This is a genomic window from Celeribacter sp. ULVN23_4, assembly GCF_054788345.1.
Genome location: NZ_JBTVYO010000005.1, coordinates 41,812 through 59,933, shown reverse-complemented (window position 1 = coordinate 59,933; position 18,122 = coordinate 41,812). Strand labels below are relative to the sequence as shown.

Sequence of the window (18,122 nt, the reverse complement as noted above, 5' to 3'; positions counted from 1 at the left end):
CAAACGTGTCAGATAACCGCCATACATGGCCCGAAGGGGTAGGGCGCACGGTCCTCTCCTCCGTGGATAGCACAATGTCGGAGGCCGCGCGTGTCGCGGCCTCTTCCGCGTTTCCCCAGTGGATTTTGGCGCTGTCGCAAACGGGCGCTCACGGACGCCGTGGACGGCCTTGGAGCATGCCCGAAGGCAACTTCGCCGCCACGCTCCTCATGTTCCCGACAGAACCGCCCGCGCTCATTGCGCTGCGCAGTTTCGTGGCCTCTCTGGCGCTCTTCGATGCCTTTGTCGCGGTCACCGGGCGCACCGATCCATTCGCGCTGAAATGGCCGAATGACGTGCTGCTCAACGGTGGCAAGGTCGCGGGCATTCTTTTGGAGCGCGGCGCTTCCCATCTCGCCATCGGCATCGGGATCAATCTGGTCGAAGCGCCGGGCGCAGATCAGGTCGAACCGGGTGCGACGCCGCCCGTGTCGCTGGCCCATGAGACCGGGGCGTTGATCGCGCCGGAAGAGTTTCTGGAACATCTCGCGGTTGCCTATGCCCATTGGGAACACCAATTCACCACCTATGGGTTCGCGCCCGTGCGCGAAGCCTGGCTCTCGCGTGCCGCCCGTATCGGCACTCGCATCCGTGCGCGGACGATGACCGAGGAACATCACGGCATTTTCGAAACCGTGGATGCCTATGGCAATCTCGTGCTTAAAACGGATACGGACACACTCACCATTCCAGCCGCAGAGGTCTATTTCTGATGCTTCTCTGTATCGACACCGGCAACACCAACACGGTCTTTTCCATCTGGAACGGCGCCGAGATCATCGCCACATGGCGCACCTCGACGGAGCATCAGCGGACGGCCGATCAATATTACGTCTGGCTTTCGACGCTTTTGAACTTCCAAAAGATCGAAGCCGATATCACCGAGGTGATCATCTCTTCGACCGTGCCGCGTGTGGTGTTCAACCTGCGTGTGCTGGCGAACCGCTATTTCGATTGCCGCCCGCTTGTGGTCGGAAAGCCGGAATGCCTCCTGCCGCATATGCCGCGGGTGGACGAGGGGACGACTGTCGGCCCGGACCGCCTTGTGAACTCGGCTGGTGCGTTCGATCTCTATGGCGGCGATCTCATCGTCGTCGATTTCGGCACGGCGACGACCTTTGACGTGGTGGCGGAAGATGGGGCCTATGTCGGGGGCGTGATCTCTCCCGGTGTGAACGCCTCGCTCGAAAGCCTCCACCATGCCGCCGCCGCGCTTCCGCATGTGGATGTGACCATGCCGCAGAAGGTCATCGGGACCAATACCGTGGACTGTATGCAGTCGGGCGTGTTCTGGGGCTATATCGGCCTCGTGCGTGAGACATGCAACCGGATCAAGGCCGAATATGGCCGTCCGATGCGGGTGATCGCGACCGGGGGCCTTGCGCCGCTGTTCAATCAAGGTCACAAACTGTTTGACCACTTCGACGAATTTCTGACGATCCACGGCCTTGTCGTGATCCATAACTATAATAAGGACATGGGCAACTCATGAGCGAACGTCTTCTCTATCTTCCCTTGGGCGGTGCCGGCGAGATCGGTATGAACTGTTACGTCTACGGCTACGGGCCGGAGGGGAACGAGCGCTACATCGTTGTCGATCTTGGCGTCACCTTCCCGTCGATGGACGGCACGCCGGGGGTGGACCTGATCTTCGCCGACGTCGCTTGGCTCGTTGAGCGCAAGGACCAGATTGAGGCGATCTTCATCACCCATGCGCATGAAGACCACGTCGGCGCCGTCGGCCACCTTTGGCCGCGTTTGGAAGCCCCGATCTACGCCCGTGCCTTCACCGCACACATCGCCCGTCTCAAGTTCGAAGAGCACGGCCATGATGAGCTACAGATCAAGACCGTTTCGAAATGGCCGGAAACGATCCAATGCGGTCCGTTCACCGTCGGTTTCCTGCCGGTGTCGCACTCCATTCCGGAATCCTCCGCGCTTGTCATCGACACGCCTGCGGGCCGTGTGATCCACACCGGCGACTTCAAACTCGATGAAAACCCTGTCGTGGGCGAGCCGTTTGATCGTGAACTTTGGGAAAGCGTTGCCTCGTCTGGCGTCAAGGCGCTTGTCTGTGACTCGACCAACGTCTTTTCACCGAAGCCGGGCCGCTCGGAATCTGAGGTGGTCGAACCGCTGACACAGCTTGTCGCCTCGCTCGACGGCATGGTGGCTGCGACCACATTCGCGTCCAACATCGCGCGGGTGAAAACTTTGGCAGAGGCCGGGTCCAAAGCTGGGCGCTCTGTCGTGCTTCTGGGCCGCGCCATGCGCCGGATGATCACGGCGGCAATCGAGACCGGCATCATCTCCGACTTCCCGAAAACCGTGTCGCCGGAAAACGCCGGAGACATTCCGCGCGAGAACCTCATGCTGCTGACCACAGGCTCGCAGGGCGAACATCGCGCCGCCACCGCACAGCTGTCGCGGGGCAAATATCTCGGCCTCAAGATGGCCGAGGGCGATACGGTGATCTTCTCCTCGAAAACCATTCCAGGCAACGAAGTCTCCGTCGGACGTATCCTCAACAGCTTCTCCGAGATGGGGGTTGAGACGATCTCCAGCCGCGATGAATATCACGTCTCCGGTCACGCGAACGGACCCGATCTGGCGCTGCTGCACGAGATCGTCAAACCGCAGATCGTGATCCCGATGCATGGCGAACACCGTCACCTGCGCGAACATGCCAAAATGGCCGAAAGCAACGGGTTCCAAGCGATCGTTGCGCCCAATGGCGTTGGCGTCGATCTTTCGGGTAACAAACCGCGCGTCTCGGAATATATCGAAACGGGCCGCACCTACCTTGACGGTTCGGTGCAGATCGGTGCGCTCGATGGCATCGTGCGCGACCGTATCCGCATGGCGATGAACGGGCTGGTGGTCGCGACGGTGATCATCGAGGATGACGAGCCGCTCGGCGATTGCTGGTGCGAGCTGCGCGGTCTGCCGGAGGTGGGTCTGTCGCGTGCGCCGCTGATCGATGTGCTCGAAGAAGACGTGAACCAGTTCCTGATGCGCGCAAAACCCAAGACGCTCTCCGACGACGGCGCTCTGGAAGAAGAAATGCGCCGCATTCTGCGCCGGACGACACAGGAAGAAGTGGGCAAAAAGCCCGAAGTGCAGATCGTGATTTCGCGCCTGTCGAGCTGAACGAGAAGCGCGTGGGGGGCTCTGCCCTCCCGTTTCCTTTGCTGCCGCAAATACTCAAAACAAAACCCGCGCTTTCGGCGCGGGTTTCTTCGTCTTGAAAGGGAGGTAGGGGCGTTTAGCCCGCCTGACGCTCTTCAAAGCTCAGCGCGATGAAGGACGGCAGGTGATCTCCAAGGCCCACGACCTTGTTGTCGTCTTCCTTGCGGCCCCGGCCACGGCGCGAGCGGGATTGATCCGCTTTCGGCTCCGGCTTGGGCTCCTCACGCGGGGTCTCTTCGACCTGAGCCTGGGGTTGTGCCTCGGCCTTCGGTGCATCGTCGGATTTGCGCTTGCGGGAGCGCGACCGTTTCGGCTTGTCGCTTTTGACCTCTGCCGCCGGAGTGGCCTCTTCGACAGGGGCCTCACCCAGCGGGTTTTCGAGACGCGGAATTTCTTTCGCGATCAGCGTTTCGACATCAGCGAAGTTCTTCTCGTCGCGCGGTTCACAGATCATGATCGCCTTGCCCTGACGCCCCGCGCGTCCGGTGCGGCCGATCCGGTGGACATAGTCCTCAGCATGGCCCGGTACGTCGAAGTTGAACACATGGGTCACAGAGGCAACGTCGAGACCGCGCGCGGCCACATCAGACGCCACAAGGATCTTGATCTCGCCTTCGCGGAACTTTTCAAGCGTGGCGTTGCGCTGGCTCTGGTCCAGATCACCGTGGATCGGAGAGGCCTGATAGCCGTATTTGTTCAGCGATTTCGAGACGATATCCACATCCGTCTTACGGTTGCAGAAAATGATCCCGTTTTGCAGCTTGTCACCCTCAGCATCGATCAGCGCGCGCAGAAGCTTGCGCTTCTCGCTGGCGGCGCGATCACGGCGGGAGCCTTTGAACATGACCACATGCTGTTCGATATTCTCGCCGGACGTCGCCTGGCGCGCGACTTCGACGCGGGCAGGGGCCGACAGGAAGGTGTTGGTGATGCGCTCGATCTCCGGCGCCATGGTGGCCGAGAAGAACAGGGTTTGACGGGTAAAGGGTGTCAGGCCAAAGATGCGCTCGATGTCCGGGATGAAGCCCATGTCGAGCATCCGGTCGGCCTCGTCCACAACCATGACTTTCACGTCGGAGAGGATCAGCTTGCCGCGCTCGAAATGGTCGAGAAGACGGCCCGGAGTGGCGATCAGAACGTCCACGCCCTTGTCGATCAGAGCGTCTTGTTCCTTGAAGCTCACGCCGCCAATCAGCAGCGCTTTGGTCAGCTTCATGTACTTGGTGTACTGATCAAAATTCTCGGCCACCTGAGCAGCCAGTTCGCGCGTCGGGCAAAGCACCAGAGAGCGCGGCATGCGGGCGCGGGCGCGGCCACGGGCCAGCATGGTGATCATCGGCAGCACGAAAGAGGCGGTTTTGCCGGTCCCGGTTTGGGCGATTCCCAACACGTCCTTGCCTTCAAGCGCGGGCGGAATCGCCCCAGCCTGAATCGGTGTCGGGCTCTCGTAGCCCACGTCTTCGATAGCTTTGAGAACTTTCGGAGCGAGATTAAGATCGGTGAACTTGGTCAAACTGTGCCTTTCGCGATGTACGGCTGTTAAAATGGCCGCAAAACACCGCGCGGCCCGTCCGGCCATATTGCCGGGACGTCTTTGGCGCGTCTTCTACGCTCGATAGCGCAAAAGGTCAAGGAAAGGCAGGTTTAAAGGCGCAAAGAAGAGGCTTAGCCCCCCACAACTACCGCGTTTTCGAGAATGGCGGCTTGCCATGTCTCCGGATCGAGCACCGGTTTCATGTTGCCCTTGAGGGTGATGCGGGTGCCTTCTTCAAGGCCGACAATCGGGCTGTCGAGGCTCACTTGCACCGAAGCGCCGTGATCTGCGCTGCCGCAGAACGGGCAAAGTCCCATATCAGACACGAGGATCAAATCCCGCACATCGGAGCCGGGCGTGAGCGGCACGGCATAGCCGGTCAACTCCATCCCCTTGACCCCGTTTTTGAGACGATCCGGAAAGCCCTTTTTCACCTCATAGCTCGTCTCGGTGACGATCTCTTCGATGGTGATGCCCTTGAGCATGTCCCAGCCCGCATTTTCCGCAAATGCGGGAAGGCCCAGCGTGGAAACGGCTGTGGCGGACAGGCCTGCGGTAAGGGCGATGCGGCTGACGGACATGGGGGCTCCTACGGGTTAGGTCGGGGGGACTTTAACCGATCTGTACGGGAAGGGAATCCCCTCCCGCGCAGATCGGCAAAAATGCGCCTCAGACCATCATTTCCTTGGTCGCAGAGAGTTTCAGCTCCGGATAGTCGCGTTCGACCCGGTCGATATCCCATTGCAAACGCGTCAGGAAAACCGGATCGCCGTCATGGTCGTAGCTGATGTGCTGTTTGTTGGCATTGATGAATTTCTCCATCTCCACCTTCGGCCCAGTGACCCAGCGCGCCGAGGTGAACTGCGAGGCGTCAAAGCGCACGGGCAGGCCGTACTCAAGCTCAATACGGCTGGCCAGCACTTCAAATTGCAGCGCGCCGACAACACCGACGATGAAGCCCGAGCCGATCGCCGGTTTGAAGACCTTCGCGGCCCCTTCCTCGGCGAATTGCATCAGGGCTTTCTCCAAGTGCTTGGCCTTCATCGGATCGCCTGCGCGGACGCCTTGCAACAGCTCCGGCGCAAAGGACGGAATGCCGGTGACGCGGATGTCCTCGCCCTCGGTCAGCGTGTCACCAATGCGCAGCTGGCCGTGGTTCGGAATGCCGATGATGTCGCCCGCCCAAGCCTCTTCGGCCAGTTCGCGGTCGGAGGCCAAAAACAGCACGGGGTTCGAGATTGCCATCGGCTTTTTCGACCGCACATGGGTGAGTTTCATCCCGCGTTTGAAATGCCCGGAGGCAAGGCGGACAAAGGCCACACGGTCACGGTGTTTCGGGTCCATGTTGGCCTGAACCTTGAACACATAGCCCATGACCTTGGTCTCGTCCGGGCTGATTTCGCGCGGGGTGGCTTTTTGCACCTGCGGCTCGGGGCCATATTTTGCGATCCCGTCCATCAGTTCCTGCACCCCGAAAGAGTTGATCGCGGAGCCGAACCAGATCGGCGTGAGCGTCCCGTCGAGGAAGGCTTCCCGGTCGAACGGCGGAAGAAGTTCGCGCGCCATTTCAAGCTCTTCTTTGAGTTGCTCAAGAAGATGCTCCGGCACATGCTCGGCCAGTTTCGGGTCGTCCAGACCTTCGATCTTGATGCTCTCGGCGACCTTGTTCCGATCCGCGCGGTCCATCAATTCGAGACGGTCGTTCAACACGTCATAGCAGCCAAGGAAATCGCGCCCGACACCGATCGGCCAAGAGGCCGGCGTCACGTCAATCGCGAGGTTCTCCTGAATCTCGTCGATGATCTCAAGCGTATCGCGGCTTTCGCGGTCCATCTTGTTACAAAACGTCAGGATCGGCAGATCGCGCATCCGACAGACTTCAAAGAGTTTCTGCGTCTGGCTCTCAACCCCCTTCGCCCCATCGATCACCATGATCGCCGCGTCCACTGCGGTGAGCGTGCGATAAGTGTCCTCGGAAAAGTCCGAGTGGCCGGGGGTGTCCACGAGGTTGAACCGGTGCCCGTCGAAATCGAAGGACATGGCGGAGGCCGACACGGAAATCCCGCGGTCCTTTTCCATCTGCATGAAGTCCGAGCGCGTGCGGCGCGCTTCGCCCTTGGCACGCACTTGGCCCGCCATCTGGATCGCGCCACCGTACAACAGGAATTTCTCCGTCAACGTCGTCTTACCGGCGTCCGGGTGCGAGATGATGGCGAAGGTCCGGCGACGGGCAATCTCCGGCGGCAATTCGGGGGCGTTATGGCTACGATCCAACATGCGCGTTCATATACGCGCGGGCAGGGGAGCGGGCAATGGGGCTTGCGATAAAGCTGACACAAAAACACGCTTGATACGCGCGCTTTCCTGTTTCCTTTGCTGCTGTAAATACTCAGCTGCCGGAGGCCGTCCGCAGGATATCGGCGGCGACGGAAGGTTCCAACATGCCATCGCGCAGTTCAAAGGCGCGGGCCGTATCGTCATGGGCGTGTTCGGCTGCGATGCGGCCTTGAAGATCTTCGGGGAGGAAGGGTTTGACCCGACTGTCCACGAACATGCTCTCGGCGGCGATGCCTTCGGCGTAGATGATTTCATGGGTGTCGAACAGAAGCTGGTAATAATCGACAAACCCGCCCTCGGCGCGAATGACGTTTTGGCCGTTCACCAGAAGCTTGGCCTTGATCAAAACTTCCGCCCGCCCGGCCTTTACCGCATCGCGGCGCTGATAGATGAAAATCCGGTGGTTCGGCGACACGATCAGGTCTTGGGCGTTGTTAAGCGCGCCTTTTCGGATCACAATCGGCGCGAAAGCCCCTGTCGCGCGCACCGTCTGGCACCCGATCCAGCGCACCGCTTGCGGGCCGTGATCGCGGGTCAGCACGCGGTCGCCGATTTGCAGGTCTTCGATTGGTTTTTGCACGCCATTGGCCAGAGTGATCCGCGTGCCCTTCGTGAAGGCGACACAGGCGACGTCGGACAGGCGGGTGCGGACCGTGTCGCGCTCGACTTTCACGAGCACATATTCCACATCCGGCTGGAGCGGCGCAAAGGGCAGGAAATAGACGCCGTCGATCAGCCAGTTCGCATCGGTTTCAACGAGGATGAGCACTTCAATGGTATGTCCGGAACTGGCCATGAAGGTGGCCACGCAGTCCAGATGCAGATCGTTGCCCACTGTGCCAAGCTCGGTGTCCTCCGCCACGCTCAGGCGTTCGTTTTGGACGTCGAGGGACAGCCTCTCACGCGACGCGCTGTTGCGCAATTGATAGACATCGGCCAATTCCAACTCATCTGCATTGGTAAGCGCATCGCCAAGATTGACGCCGCCGGTGACACGCAGATCGTCCGCCCGGTAGACCGGAAGGGTCTGCGCCGGAAGGCTGGCTTGGGGTGCCATATGGTTGTCGAACCCTGCATTCATACCGCTCACCGAACCTTTCCCAACACCACCTGCGGGACGATGACGCCGCCACGCGGCCCATTCCATGTACACTGTTGTACAAGACCGGCAAGAGCAGCGGTTACATTTTGCCGTGACTGGGACAGATTGTACATTGGAGCGTCTTTTGTCCTCTTTTCGCAGAGTGTTTTGGTTAAACAGATCCATTATGTTCGGCAACAATGGCGCGAATTAGGCGAGAGTGGTGCATTATCTGGCGTGAAAGAAACCGTTTAAGGCAGAGGTGCCGCAGTTCTGCACAGTCTGTTCCGCGTGTGTCGGGCGAGATCGCGGATGACAAGCCATTGGTCGGAGCCTACATATCGAGCAAGAGTAACTTTGCAAGGAGAGTGGGATGGATCTCGGGATCAAAGGAAAGCGCGCGCTGGTTTGTGCGTCGTCGAAAGGTCTGGGGCTGGGCTGTGCCCGTGCGCTGGCGGAGGCCGGTGTCGATCTGGTGATGAACGCGCGCGGCGCTGAGGCGCTGGAGGCCTCTGCCGAGGACATTCGCAAGGAATTCGGCGTTAAGGTTGATACGGTTGCCGCCGATATTACGACGGAAGAAGGCCGCGCCGCAGTTTTGGAGAAAGCCGCCGGTGTTGATATTCTCGTCAACAATGCGGGTGGTCCGCCGCCGGGCATGTGGACCGACTGGGACCGCGAGGATTTCATCAATGCGCTCGACGCCAATATGTTGGCTCCCATTGCGCTGATCAAGGCGCTGGTGCCGGGCATGATGGACAAGGGATGGGGCCGCGTGGTCAACATCACCTCCGTCTCTGTCAAAGCGCCGATTGCGGTTCTGGGCCTGTCCAATGCGGCACGGGCAGGGCTGACAGGCTACGTCGGTGGCACGTCGCGTCAGGTCGCACCGCATGGGGTGGTCATGAACAATCTGCTTCCGGGGCTGCATGCTACGAACCGTACGGTCGCACTTGATGCCGCCGCCTCGGAGAAAAGCGGTCGTCCGGCCTCCGAAATCCGTTCTGAGAAAGAGGCTGCCATTCCGGCGGGCCGCTATGGCACGATTGAGGAATTCGGAGCGACCTGTGCCTTCATGTGTTCGCAATATGCGGGCTTTATGGTCGGTCAGAACATTCTGTTGGATGGCGGCGCCACCAACACGACGATGTAAGGCGACATAAGGCCATAAAACGAGGAGAGCGCGATGAGCCATGCGGATGTTCAGGAGTATTACGGCAAGGTCTTGCAAGGATCGCAGGATTTGAAAACCAATGCTTGTTGTTCGCCGGACGACATGTCGGACGACCTGAAACGCGCGCTCTCCAACATTCATGACGAGGTGCTGTCGCGCTATTATGGCTGCGGGTTGATCGCGCCGGATGTGCTCAATGGCGCACGGGTGCTGGATCTCGGATCCGGCTCCGGTCGCGACGTCTATGCCCTGTCGCAATATGTTGGCGAAGAGGGCTTTGTCGTCGGGGTCGATATGACCGAGGAACAGCTCGCCGTCGCCCGTCGCCATCAGGATTGGCATGCCGAGAAATTCGGTTTTGCCAAGTCCAACGTGGCCTTCTATCAGGGGTATATCGAAAAGCTCGATGAACTGCCGCTCGACGGGGGCAGTTTTGACGTGATCGTCTCGAATTGCGTGCTGAACCTCGCGATGGACAAGCCCTCCGTGTTGCGTGAGGCCTACCGTCTTCTGAAACCGGGCGGGGAGATGTATTTCTCCGATGTCTACGCTGACCGCCGGGTGCCGGAGGCTCTTCGGGCCGATCCGGTGCTCTACGGCGAATGCCTGTCCGGCGCGCTCTATTGGAATGATTTCGAATATATGGCGCGGGCGGCGGGCTTTGCTGATCCGCGTTTGGTCACCCATCGGGCGCTGACTATTGAGAACCCGGCCCTTGAGGAAAAGGTCGCGCCGATCCGGTTCATTTCGGCGACCTATCGGCTGTTCAAACTCGATCTCGAACCGGAATGCGAGGATTACGGGCAGGCGGTGATTTACAAAGGCACCGTGCCGGGCGCGCCGCATCTGTTCGCGTTGGACGCGGGGCACAAGATCGAAACCGGCAAGGTCTTTCCGGTCTGTGGCAACACATTCAAAATGCTGGCCGAGACCCGTTTTGCGCCGCATTTCGACTTCATCGGCGATTTCTCCACCCATTACGGCATTTTCGCCGGTTGCGGCGGCACCAGCCCGTTTGACAGCCTGACGGATACCGGTTCCGCAGCACCCGCTTCGGGCGGCTGTTGCTAAGCCTGTTGCCGCCTGATAGGGAAGTTGAGACTTTCCGTCAGACAAAGACCGCTTCCGTGACCGACCCGCGCCTCGAAATCCGCAACATCCGCCGCCGTTTCCAAGGCCGCGAGGTGGTGTCTGATGTGTCGCTCAAGGTGATGCCGGGACAGGTGACCTGTCTGCTGGGGCCGTCTGGCTGCGGCAAGTCCACGACACTGCGGATCATCGCGGGCGTCGATATGCAGGACGAGGGCGAGATTTACGTCGATGGCCAGCTTGTCTGCGACACCGTCTACCGGGTGCCGCCGGAACTGCGTTCCATCGGGCTGATGTTTCAGGACTTTGCCCTTTTCCCGCATTTGTCGGTGTCCGAGAACGTCGGTTTTGGCCTCAAGGGGCACAAATCGGACAAGAAGCCTCGGGTCGAAGAATTGCTCGATAAGGTGGGGCTTCTCTCCGCCTATGGCAAATATCCGCATGAGCTGTCTGGCGGTGAACAGCAACGTGTCGCGCTGGCCCGTGCGCTCGCGCCGCGCCCGTCGATCATGTTGATGGATGAGCCTTTCTCGGGGCTCGATGAACGCCTCAAGGACGATATTCGCGACAGCACGCTGGATGTGTTGAAAGCGGAGAACACCGCCGTTCTTCTGGTGACCCATGAGCCGCATGAGGCCATGCGCATGGCGGATGAGATCGCCCTCATGCGTGACGGTCGGATCGTGCAGCAAGGCGCGCCCTATAATATCTACAACACGCCGACGGATCGGAAAGCAGCCGCTTTCTTTAGTGATATCAACGTGATCCACGGCACGGTTCAGAACCTCGCCGTGACGACTGCGTTCGGCGAGTTCTTCGTGCCCGGACAGCCCGACGGCGCGGATGTCGAGATTGTTATTCGCCCGCAGCACCTGCGTATCGATTTCGACCGGGCCGGTCGTGGCCCGAACCCGACGCCGCAAGATGGCACGCCCGCGCGGGCTGTCGTTCAACGTGCGCGGTTCATGGGGCGAGAGAGCCTCGTGGAATTCAAAATGGATTTCGATGGGTCAGTGCTCAAAGCGACTGTGCCCTCGGTCTTCCTGCCGAAACCCGGCACCGCAATGTGGTTGATGATGCGCCGGGATCGGTGTTTCGTGTTCCCGGCGAAAGAGACCGCTTAAGGTTTTTTTAAGGGGGCCTTGGCCTTCTGAGCCGCAATGAAATCCGCCATCGTCTTGCCCGGCTCGTCGCGGAACCGCGCGCCGGTGTCGATCACGGTTTCGATGCGGTCCACCCGGAACGAGCGGAAATCACCACGCAGTTCGCACCACGCCGCCATGGTCCAGACACGCCCCCAGTAATCGAGTTCCAAAGGCCGCACGAGACGTGTGCTTTGTGATCCGTCGAGCGCGAGATAGCTGATCCGCAGCACCTTTTTCTCACGCACCGCCTCCCGCAAAAGGGGCATGTGGCGAAAGCCCGAGCGGGCGTCGGCGAAGGCGAAAGGATGTACGGCCATGCCCCAGCCCGCCTCCGGTGGCCCGGTGTTCTCCGGGAGCACAGCATCGATTTTCGTGGCAAGGCTCTTGGCGTTCTCGGCGAGCTCCGGATCGGTGGCTTCGCCAAGAATGGCGACAGCGAGATGCAAAGCCTCCAATTCCCCAAGCGTGAGATTCATCGGGGGGAGGGTGATCGGCGCTGTGACCATGTAGCCGAGGCCGCGCTCGCCCTCGACCGGCACGCCGGAGGCTTTGAGCGTCGCCATATCGCGCCATATCGTGCGTTCCGATACTTCGACGCGCTTTGCCAAGTCGCGCGCGGTGTGCAATTTGCCGTCCCGCAATATCTGGATGAGATCGAACAGGCGGTCGCTGCGCCTTATGCCGGTTTGTTTGCGACCGCCTGCCATAGCTTAGGCCGCCTTCGCGAAGAGAGCAGGGGTGTGGTGCATGGCGACGGAGCCTTCCTCGACAAGAGCCATGTAGGGCGCGGCAGCCGGATGATCGCGGAAGCCCGCGTCGCAGGCGTTCATGGATGCCTCATCCGCCCAGCTGATCTGATCGACCCAGCGGCCATCCGCCTGTTCAAAGAGCACACGGCCCAAATAGCCGGGGCAGGACAGGAAATACGCCTCAAGCGCGTCCGCACGGGCGTGCAGGTCTGATCTGCTCACCCCGTCTTTCAGGCGAAAGGTAACAGTTTCAATCATTTGAATGTCAGTCATCGAGTTTTCTCCGATTCGGGTTGCGATGATCTGAAGATGAGGCTTCCCAACTGACATAAACCTGTCAGTTGGGAATTTCCATGTTCTCAACCCGCGCCAATCTTGTGCAACGGGGCCGCCGAGGGTATTTTGCGCTTTCACTCGGCTGGAGACCCCTCTAATCCTTGGTTCCGCGAGATGATACCGACGGGCCAATGCCCCTCTCAGATGGAGACTGACATGCTCAACAATATTGGCCTTCCGGGCCTCCTGCTCATTGCCGTCGTGGTGCTGGTCCTTTTCGGCCGCGGCAAAATCTCTGGCCTCATGGGCGAGGTTGGCAAAGGCATCACATCCTTCAAAAAAGGTGTGGCCGAGGGCACCAAAGAAATCGAAGACGAAGCGGCTGCTGTCGCCAAGGATGTCACGCCTGAAGAAGAAAAAGACAAAGACAAGGTCTGAGTTTTCTTTCGGGATCGCGAGGGGAACCCCTCGCGCGGGTCGGTTTTGCGGCCCATGATGTGACACCAAGACAAGGCGGTGCGTGATGTTTGACATCGGCATGTCAGAACTTCTGATCATCGGGGTCGTGGCGCTGATCGTCGTCGGCCCCAAAGACCTTCCGGGAATGTTCCGCACGCTCGGGCGTTTCACCGCCCGTGCAAAATCCATGGCGCGCGAGTTCTCGCGGGCGATGGAAGCTGCGGCGGACGAGGCCGGTGTGAAAGAGGCCTCGGAGGCGCTCAAAGGCGCGGCGAACCCGAAGAAATTCGGTCTCGACAAGCTTAATGAAGCTGCGGACAAGTTCGAGAAATGGGATCCGACGAAAGCGGCGGACGGCAAGGCCGCGCCGAAGACCTCGGAGCTTCAGAAAGACGAACTAAGCCCGGAACGCGCCGAAGCGGCGGAGAAGATTGCCGAGGCGACAGCCAAGAAAGCGACCGAACGGCTTGACGCCGAAGCGGATGCCAAGAAGAACGAGGGCGAGGCATGAGCGAGAGCGATATCGAGGACAGCAGCGCGCCGCTGATCGAGCATCTGGCGGAACTTCGCACGCGGATCATCCGTGCCGCGCTCGCCTTTATCGTGGCGATGGTGATCTGTTTTACCATTGCCGGGCCGATCCTTGATTTCCTGCTGATCCCGATCGAGAGAACCATGCGGTCTCTGGGCAACCCGAACCCGGTGATGCAATACACCGCGCCGCAGGAATATTTCTTCACCCTGATCCGTATCTCGATGGTCGGCGGTCTGGCGCTGTCCTTCCCGGTGGTGGCCTATCAGCTTTGGCGCTTCGTGGCGCCGGGTCTCTACAAGAATGAAAAGAACGCGTTCCTGCCCTTCCTGATCGCCTCTCCGGTGCTCTTCCTGATGGGCGCGGCCTTTGCGCAATTCGTTGTTGTGCCGCTGGCGATGACCTTCTTCCTTGGGTTTGCTGATCTGCCCTCCTTCGTGGGCGCTCTGGTCACCAGCGGTGGGGATGTTTCTGCCGCGACGAGTGACTCGGGGATCGACATCGTCTTCAATGGTAAGGTGAACGAAAGCCTTGATATCACGTTGAAAATGATCGTGGCTTTTGGGCTGTGCTTTCAGCTTCCGGTGCTCTTGACCCTGATGGGCAAGGCGGGGCTCGCCTCCGCACATGGTCTGCGCAGCACGCGCAAATACGCTGTTGTCGGCATTCTGACCGTCGCCGCTCTGGTGACGCCGCCGGATGTAACGACCCAGCTGATCCTCTTCGTCGTGGTCTACGGGCTCTATGAAATCTCGATCTTCCTCGTCGCCCGTGTCGAAAAGAAACGGACTGCGGAACTGCGCGCCGCCGGTGTGCTGGACGAAGACGAAGAACTGTTCTCAGAGTAAAAAGATGAAAATCAAGACACTCAAACGGATCGCCGAGGCGCTGGAACGGATGGCTCCGGCGCCTCTTGCGGCGCCTGATTTCGAAGCCGCAGACGCCTATGTCTGGCAGACCGAGCCGGATGCCCTGCAGCCGGTCACCAAAGTCTCCCGCGTTGATATTTCTCTTTTGATCGGTGTGGATCGCTCACGTGATACGCTGCTCGAAAACACCCGTCAGTTCGCGCGCGGATTGCCCGCGAACAACGCGCTGCTCTGGGGCGCGCGGGGGATGGGGAAAAGCTCTTTGGTGAAGGCGGTACATGCCGCTGTGAACGCGGAGGGCACGCCGCTTAAGATCGTTGAGATGCAGCGGGAAGACCTGCCCACCGTGGCGCGTCTGCTGAACCTTCTGCGTGGCTCTAAGCATCGGTTCGTGCTGTTTTGCGATGACCTGTCCTTTAGCCATGATGACGAACATTACAAATCGCTCAAGGCGGTTCTGGATGGCGGGATCGAAGGGCGGCCGGACAATGTCCTGTTTTATGCGACTTCCAACCGCCGCCACCTGATGCCACGCGACATGATCGAGAATGAGCGCAGCTCTGCGATCAACCCGTCCGAGGCGACAGAGGAAAAGGTGTCCCTGTCGGACCGTTTCGGCCTGTGGCTCGGCTTCCATCCCTGTTCGCAGGATGAATATCTCGACATGATCCGTGGCTATTGCGCCGAATACGGTGTCGAGGTTGAGGACGAGACCCTGCGCGCGGAAGCGATCGAATGGCAGGCCACACGCGGCTCGCGCTCGGGCCGTGTGGCGTGGCAGTTCTTCACCGATCTGGCCGGGCGTAAGGGTGTGTCGCTCAGCTGAGCCGGGCGCGTTTCTTCGATATGTAAAACAAAAACGGGAAGGCTGGGCCTTCCCGTTTTCTTTATGACTGCATGTCTTAGAGTGACGATCAGTTCAGGTAAGGCGTCGGATCGACCGTCTGGGTGCCTTTGAACACCATGAACTGCAACGCGTTGAATTCGTTGGCTGTCACCTTCGCGATGGTCTGGCCGCGTTTCACGCTGTCGCCTTTCTTCACCGCGATGTCGTCGATGAAGCTGTAAGCCGTTTGCAGACCCGCGCCGTGGTCGATGACCATGATTTTCACACCGTCGGCATTGGTCGAAATCAACTTCACAGTCCCGTCTTTCGCGGCTTTCACAGGTGTGCCTGCATTGGCCGCGAAGAGGATGAACTTCGATTTCGTTTCGTCGTAATCGCGAATGATCGCGCCGGAGACGGGTTTCGCCATTTCCGCTGTCGTCGTGGTCTGGGTCGCGCCCAGATCGGCGGCAGGTTTGGTGTCTTTCGGCGCAGGAACCGCCTCTGCCGGATCGGGTAGCGGTTCGGCGGCGGAGGGCGGCGTCGGGGTGGGCGAGCCTTGGCCCGGTTCTGTCTCCTCCGGCGTTGTTGTGACTTCGGAGGCTTTCACCGGGATCAGCAGGTAGCGCCCTTCGGTGACTTCGAGATCGGAGCCAAGACCGTTCCAATCGGCCAGAGCGCGCACGGAGATGCCGTATTTGCGGGCGATGGAATAGGCGGTTTCGCCGCGTTGGACTTGGTGGCGTACCGGCTCCATGCCCTCGATCGGCTTGGACGGCGTGGCCTGCGTCATCGTCGTTGTGGTTTTGCCGCTCTCGGCGCTGGAGATGCCTTCCTCGGCCAGAGCGGTGATGTCGATCCGTTCGCCGCTGGCGATGGTGCCTGCGCGGGTGGTGGTCGAGGTGGTCTCGCCGACACGGCGCGGGAGGGCGATCACTTCGCCTTCGCGTAGGGTCACGTCTTCGGTGATCCCGTTGTAACGGGCCAGATCCCCGGCGGGCAGGCCGGTGCGCGCCGCCACGGAGGCGATCGTGTCGCCCCGTTTGGCAACGGCGACCTGATAATGTGGATAGGAGATGATCCCTTGAGCGTTCGGGCGCGGTTTGGCGACGGTCGAGGCCTCATTCGCGGCGGGGGCCGTGGAGAAGCCATCGGTCAGGCCGCGCAGGTCGAAATCGACCGGCTCGCTACAGGCGGTGAGCGATAGGACGGCGCAGCCGGCAAACAGCAGATGCAGGGGGCGGCGGGAAGGGGTATTCGTCATGGCTCTGTCCTCAATTCCGAACATGGCCTCTCTCCTGGAGGCTTGGTCCGTTTACTCTAGTTACTCCTGACCCATCCCCTCGACGAGGGGCACGAAACGCACGGCGCGCAGCTCTTCGTAATCGAAGCCATGCTCCAGCCGGGTCACTTTGATCAGGCTTTGGACGGCATCGGACTGGCCCACCGGCAAGACCATGATACCGCCTGTTTTCAATTGCGCCAAGAGGGGCCCCGGAGGGTCCTCTGCGGCGGCAGTCACAAGAATGCGATCAAAGGGCGCTTGTTCCGGCAGTCCAAAAGAACCGTCCGTGCCCATCGCGGTGATATTGGTCAGCCGCAGCCGGTCGAATACCACCTGCGCCTCGCGCACGAGGCGGGCGTAGCGGTCAACGGTATAGACGCGGCGGGCGAGCTGGCTGAGGATCGCGGCCTGATAGCCGGAGCCAGTGCCCACTTCCAAAACCTTGTCACGCGGCTGTACGTTCAGCGCCTGTGTCATCAGACCGACGACGGAGGGTTGCGAGATCGTCTGGCCGCAGGCGATCGGCAGCGGCATGTCCTCATAGGCGCGGGCGGTGAACAGGCCTTTGACGAAATCGCCACGGTCCACCTTTTCCATCGCCGAAAGCGTACGCTTATCCGTCACGCCCTTGGAACGGAGCGTGTAGAGGAATTGCATCTGCGTTTCGGCATCCATCGCCATCAGAGAGCGGCCTCCAGCTCGGCAAGCTGGTCATGGGCGGTCAGATCGGCGCGCATGGGCGTCACGGAGATATGGCCTTCCAGATTGGCGGTCACGTCTGTGCCGGGGCCGGTATCGACGGCTTGCTCAGAGCCGCGCACCCAGAGGAAACGGCGGCCGGTAGGGGAGACCTGTCCCTCCATCCCGAAGCCAGCGGTCTTGCGGCGGCCTTGGCGCGCGATCACGACATCTTTCGTATCGGAGGCGGAGACCGGCGGGAAGTTCACGTTGTAGAAAATCCCGTATTCTTCTCCATCGCCCCAGGGCGCGTGATCCAGCAGGCGACGCACCACCTTGGCTCCGTGCACCGCAGCGCTCTCGAACGGGTCTGCGACATGGTAGTTCTGCGGGCCGAGGAACTGCGACAGGGCGATGGATTTGACGCCCTGAAGCGCGCCTTCCATGGCGCCGCCGATGGTGCCGGAATACATTACGTTTTCGCCCGCATTGTTGCCCCGGTTCACGCCGGAGAGCACCAGATCGGGGCGGGCGGGCAGAATGTCGTGAAGCCCGGCCAGAACGCAGTCAGCGGGTGAGCCTTCGGCAGCCCAGCGGCGTGGTGCGAGCTCGGAAATCATCGTGGGGTTGGCATAGGAAATGCAGTGACCGACGCCCGATTGCTCGAACGCGGGGGCGACCACCCAGACCTCACCCTCGGGGCCGGCGATCTCTGCCGCGATGGCCTCCAGCGTGGTCAGTCCCGGCGCGTTGATGCCGTCGTCATTGGTGATCAGAATGCGCATGGAGCCTGCTTTCTCTTGTGTCGCCTTCCTCCTTAAAGCAGGCTCGGAATCGCGGCAAGCCGCGCGCGGGCAATG

At 60.5% G+C, this 18,122-nt stretch carries 19 protein-coding genes; 10 read left to right on the top strand and 9 right to left on the bottom strand.

Annotation, left to right across the window (positions count from 1 at the left end):
• Positions 1-5: 5 nt before the first annotated feature.
• From ACYBHZ_RS12230 to ACYBHZ_RS12220, 3 genes are read left to right on the top strand one after another with little or no spacing between them, the layout of a single operon-like run.
• Positions 6-752 (top strand): biotin--[acetyl-CoA-carboxylase] ligase, encoded by a 747-nt coding sequence (locus ACYBHZ_RS12230; protein ID WP_460274565.1) that lies wholly within the window; start codon positions 6-8, stop codon positions 750-752.
• Positions 752-1,531: a type III pantothenate kinase gene (locus tag ACYBHZ_RS12225; protein WP_460274564.1), complete on the top strand. Its 780-nt coding sequence runs from the start codon at positions 752-754 to the stop codon at positions 1,529-1,531. Before ACYBHZ_RS12230 ends, ACYBHZ_RS12225 begins: the two co-directional genes overlap by 1 nt.
• On the top strand, positions 1,528-3,189 hold the full coding sequence (locus ACYBHZ_RS12220) for a ribonuclease J (RefSeq protein ID WP_460274563.1): 1,662 nt from the start codon (positions 1,528-1,530) through the stop codon (positions 3,187-3,189). Before ACYBHZ_RS12225 ends, ACYBHZ_RS12220 begins: the two co-directional genes overlap by 4 nt.
• A gap of 115 nt (positions 3,190-3,304) precedes the next feature.
• On the opposite strand, the gene ACYBHZ_RS12215 is transcribed toward ACYBHZ_RS12220, so the two are convergent.
• The 4 genes from ACYBHZ_RS12215 to ACYBHZ_RS12200 all read right to left on the bottom strand — a co-directional run bounded on the left by ACYBHZ_RS12215 (position 3,305) and on the right by ACYBHZ_RS12200 (position 8,180).
• On the bottom strand, positions 3,305-4,741 hold the full coding sequence (locus tag ACYBHZ_RS12215) for a DEAD/DEAH box helicase (protein WP_460274562.1): 1,437 nt from the start codon (positions 4,739-4,741) through the stop codon (positions 3,305-3,307).
• Between the two features lie 152 nt (positions 4,742-4,893).
• Positions 4,894-5,343: a hypothetical protein gene (locus tag ACYBHZ_RS12210; protein WP_460274561.1), complete on the bottom strand. Its 450-nt coding sequence runs from the start codon at positions 5,341-5,343 to the stop codon at positions 4,894-4,896.
• A gap of 88 nt (positions 5,344-5,431) precedes the next feature.
• Complete coding sequence (locus ACYBHZ_RS12205) at positions 5,432-7,039, bottom strand: peptide chain release factor 3 (protein ID WP_460274560.1); 1,608 nt, start codon at positions 7,037-7,039, stop codon at positions 5,432-5,434.
• Positions 7,040-7,151: 112 nt separating this feature from the next.
• Positions 7,152-8,180, bottom strand: coding sequence for a Hint domain-containing protein (locus ACYBHZ_RS12200; RefSeq protein WP_460274764.1), 1,029 nt, complete (start codon positions 8,178-8,180; stop codon positions 7,152-7,154).
• 373 nt (positions 8,181-8,553) lie between these two features.
• Here ACYBHZ_RS12200 and ACYBHZ_RS12195 point away from each other — a divergent pair, with 373 nt between their 5' ends.
• From ACYBHZ_RS12195 to ACYBHZ_RS12185, 3 genes are read left to right on the top strand one after another with little or no spacing between them, the layout of a single operon-like run.
• On the top strand, positions 8,554-9,333 hold the full coding sequence (locus ACYBHZ_RS12195; protein ID WP_460274559.1) for an SDR family oxidoreductase: 780 nt from the start codon (positions 8,554-8,556) through the stop codon (positions 9,331-9,333).
• A 33-nt stretch (positions 9,334-9,366) separates the two neighbouring features.
• Positions 9,367-10,425 carry a methyltransferase domain-containing protein gene (locus ACYBHZ_RS12190; protein WP_460274558.1) on the top strand — a complete coding sequence of 353 codons (1,059 nt, stop codon included), beginning with the start codon at positions 9,367-9,369 and terminating at the stop codon, positions 10,423-10,425.
• A 56-nt stretch (positions 10,426-10,481) separates the two neighbouring features.
• Complete coding sequence (locus ACYBHZ_RS12185) at positions 10,482-11,567, top strand: ABC transporter ATP-binding protein (protein ID WP_460274557.1); 1,086 nt, start codon at positions 10,482-10,484, stop codon at positions 11,565-11,567.
• On the opposite strand, the gene ACYBHZ_RS12180 is transcribed toward ACYBHZ_RS12185, so the two are convergent.
• Both ACYBHZ_RS12180 and ACYBHZ_RS12175 read right to left on the bottom strand, forming a co-directional pair.
• The gene (locus tag ACYBHZ_RS12180; RefSeq protein ID WP_460274556.1) at positions 11,564-12,295 is read right to left on the bottom strand and encodes a helix-turn-helix transcriptional regulator; all 732 of its coding nucleotides are present in this window, start codon (positions 12,293-12,295) and stop codon (positions 11,564-11,566) included. The two genes, ACYBHZ_RS12185 and ACYBHZ_RS12180, sit on opposite strands and share 4 nt — an antisense overlap.
• A gap of 3 nt (positions 12,296-12,298) precedes the next feature.
• Complete coding sequence (locus tag ACYBHZ_RS12175) at positions 12,299-12,610, bottom strand: hypothetical protein (RefSeq protein WP_460274555.1); 312 nt, start codon at positions 12,608-12,610, stop codon at positions 12,299-12,301.
• A gap of 219 nt (positions 12,611-12,829) precedes the next feature.
• Between ACYBHZ_RS12175 and ACYBHZ_RS12170 the strand changes: the two genes are divergently transcribed.
• The 4 genes from ACYBHZ_RS12170 to ACYBHZ_RS12155 all read left to right on the top strand — a co-directional run bounded on the left by ACYBHZ_RS12170 (position 12,830) and on the right by ACYBHZ_RS12155 (position 15,299).
• A complete protein-coding gene (locus ACYBHZ_RS12170; protein WP_460274554.1) occupies positions 12,830-13,051 on the top strand; it encodes a twin-arginine translocase TatA/TatE family subunit in 222 nt (73 codons plus the stop codon).
• A gap of 85 nt (positions 13,052-13,136) precedes the next feature.
• Complete coding sequence (gene tatB, locus ACYBHZ_RS12165) at positions 13,137-13,583, top strand: Sec-independent protein translocase protein TatB (RefSeq protein ID WP_460274553.1); 447 nt, start codon at positions 13,137-13,139, stop codon at positions 13,581-13,583.
• Positions 13,580-14,452: a twin-arginine translocase subunit TatC gene (tatC, locus tag ACYBHZ_RS12160; RefSeq protein WP_460274552.1), complete on the top strand. Its 873-nt coding sequence runs from the start codon at positions 13,580-13,582 to the stop codon at positions 14,450-14,452. Before tatB ends, tatC begins: the two co-directional genes overlap by 4 nt.
• 4 nt (positions 14,453-14,456) lie before the next feature.
• Complete coding sequence (locus ACYBHZ_RS12155; RefSeq protein ID WP_460274551.1) at positions 14,457-15,299, top strand: ATP-binding protein; 843 nt, start codon at positions 14,457-14,459, stop codon at positions 15,297-15,299.
• Between the two features lie 88 nt (positions 15,300-15,387).
• Here the strand turns inward: ACYBHZ_RS12155 and ACYBHZ_RS12150 are convergent, their stop codons facing one another.
• Genes ACYBHZ_RS12150 through surE form a run of 3 tightly spaced genes read right to left on the bottom strand, consistent with a single transcriptional unit; the run spans position 15,388 to position 18,047 of the window.
• A complete protein-coding gene (locus ACYBHZ_RS12150; protein ID WP_460274550.1) occupies positions 15,388-16,563 on the bottom strand; it encodes a LysM peptidoglycan-binding domain-containing protein in 1,176 nt (391 codons plus the stop codon).
• 60 nt (positions 16,564-16,623) lie between these two features.
• A complete protein-coding gene (locus ACYBHZ_RS12145; RefSeq protein ID WP_460274549.1) occupies positions 16,624-17,265 on the bottom strand; it encodes a protein-L-isoaspartate(D-aspartate) O-methyltransferase in 642 nt (213 codons plus the stop codon).
• A complete protein-coding gene (gene surE / locus ACYBHZ_RS12140; RefSeq protein ID WP_460274548.1) occupies positions 17,265-18,047 on the bottom strand; it encodes a 5'/3'-nucleotidase SurE in 783 nt (260 codons plus the stop codon). Before surE ends, ACYBHZ_RS12145 begins: the two co-directional genes overlap by 1 nt.
• Positions 18,048-18,122 lie beyond the last annotated feature (75 nt).

Excerpts from the sequence above, each read along its gene's own strand:
- ACYBHZ_RS12225 (WP_460274564.1), top strand. The coding sequence starts at position 752 with ATGCTTCTCTGTATCGACACCGGCAACACCAACACGGTCTTTTCCATC.
- ACYBHZ_RS12220 (WP_460274563.1), top strand. The coding sequence starts at position 1,528 with ATGAGCGAACGTCTTCTCTATCTTCCCTTGGGCGGTGCCGGCGAGATC.
- ACYBHZ_RS12210 (WP_460274561.1), bottom strand. The coding sequence starts at position 5,343 with ATGTCCGTCAGCCGCATCGCCCTTACCGCAGGCCTGTCCGCCACAGCC.
- ACYBHZ_RS12205 (WP_460274560.1), bottom strand. The coding sequence starts at position 7,039 with ATGTTGGATCGTAGCCATAACGCCCCCGAATTGCCGCCGGAGATTGCC.
- ACYBHZ_RS12200 (WP_460274764.1), bottom strand. The coding sequence starts at position 8,180 with ATGAATGCAGGGTTCGACAACCATATGGCACCCCAAGCCAGCCTTCCG.
- ACYBHZ_RS12195 (WP_460274559.1), top strand. The coding sequence starts at position 8,554 with ATGGATCTCGGGATCAAAGGAAAGCGCGCGCTGGTTTGTGCGTCGTCG.
- ACYBHZ_RS12190 (WP_460274558.1), top strand. The coding sequence starts at position 9,367 with ATGAGCCATGCGGATGTTCAGGAGTATTACGGCAAGGTCTTGCAAGGA.
- ACYBHZ_RS12180 (WP_460274556.1), bottom strand. The coding sequence starts at position 12,295 with ATGGCAGGCGGTCGCAAACAAACCGGCATAAGGCGCAGCGACCGCCTG.
- ACYBHZ_RS12175 (WP_460274555.1), bottom strand. The coding sequence starts at position 12,610 with ATGACTGACATTCAAATGATTGAAACTGTTACCTTTCGCCTGAAAGAC.
- ACYBHZ_RS12170 (WP_460274554.1), top strand. The coding sequence starts at position 12,830 with ATGCTCAACAATATTGGCCTTCCGGGCCTCCTGCTCATTGCCGTCGTG.
- tatB (WP_460274553.1), top strand. The coding sequence starts at position 13,137 with ATGTTTGACATCGGCATGTCAGAACTTCTGATCATCGGGGTCGTGGCG.
- tatC (WP_460274552.1), top strand. The coding sequence starts at position 13,580 with ATGAGCGAGAGCGATATCGAGGACAGCAGCGCGCCGCTGATCGAGCAT.
- ACYBHZ_RS12155 (WP_460274551.1), top strand. The coding sequence starts at position 14,457 with ATGAAAATCAAGACACTCAAACGGATCGCCGAGGCGCTGGAACGGATG.
- ACYBHZ_RS12150 (WP_460274550.1), bottom strand. The coding sequence starts at position 16,563 with ATGACGAATACCCCTTCCCGCCGCCCCCTGCATCTGCTGTTTGCCGGC.
- ACYBHZ_RS12145 (WP_460274549.1), bottom strand. The coding sequence starts at position 17,265 with ATGGCGATGGATGCCGAAACGCAGATGCAATTCCTCTACACGCTCCGT.
- surE (WP_460274548.1), bottom strand. The coding sequence starts at position 18,047 with ATGCGCATTCTGATCACCAATGACGACGGCATCAACGCGCCGGGACTG.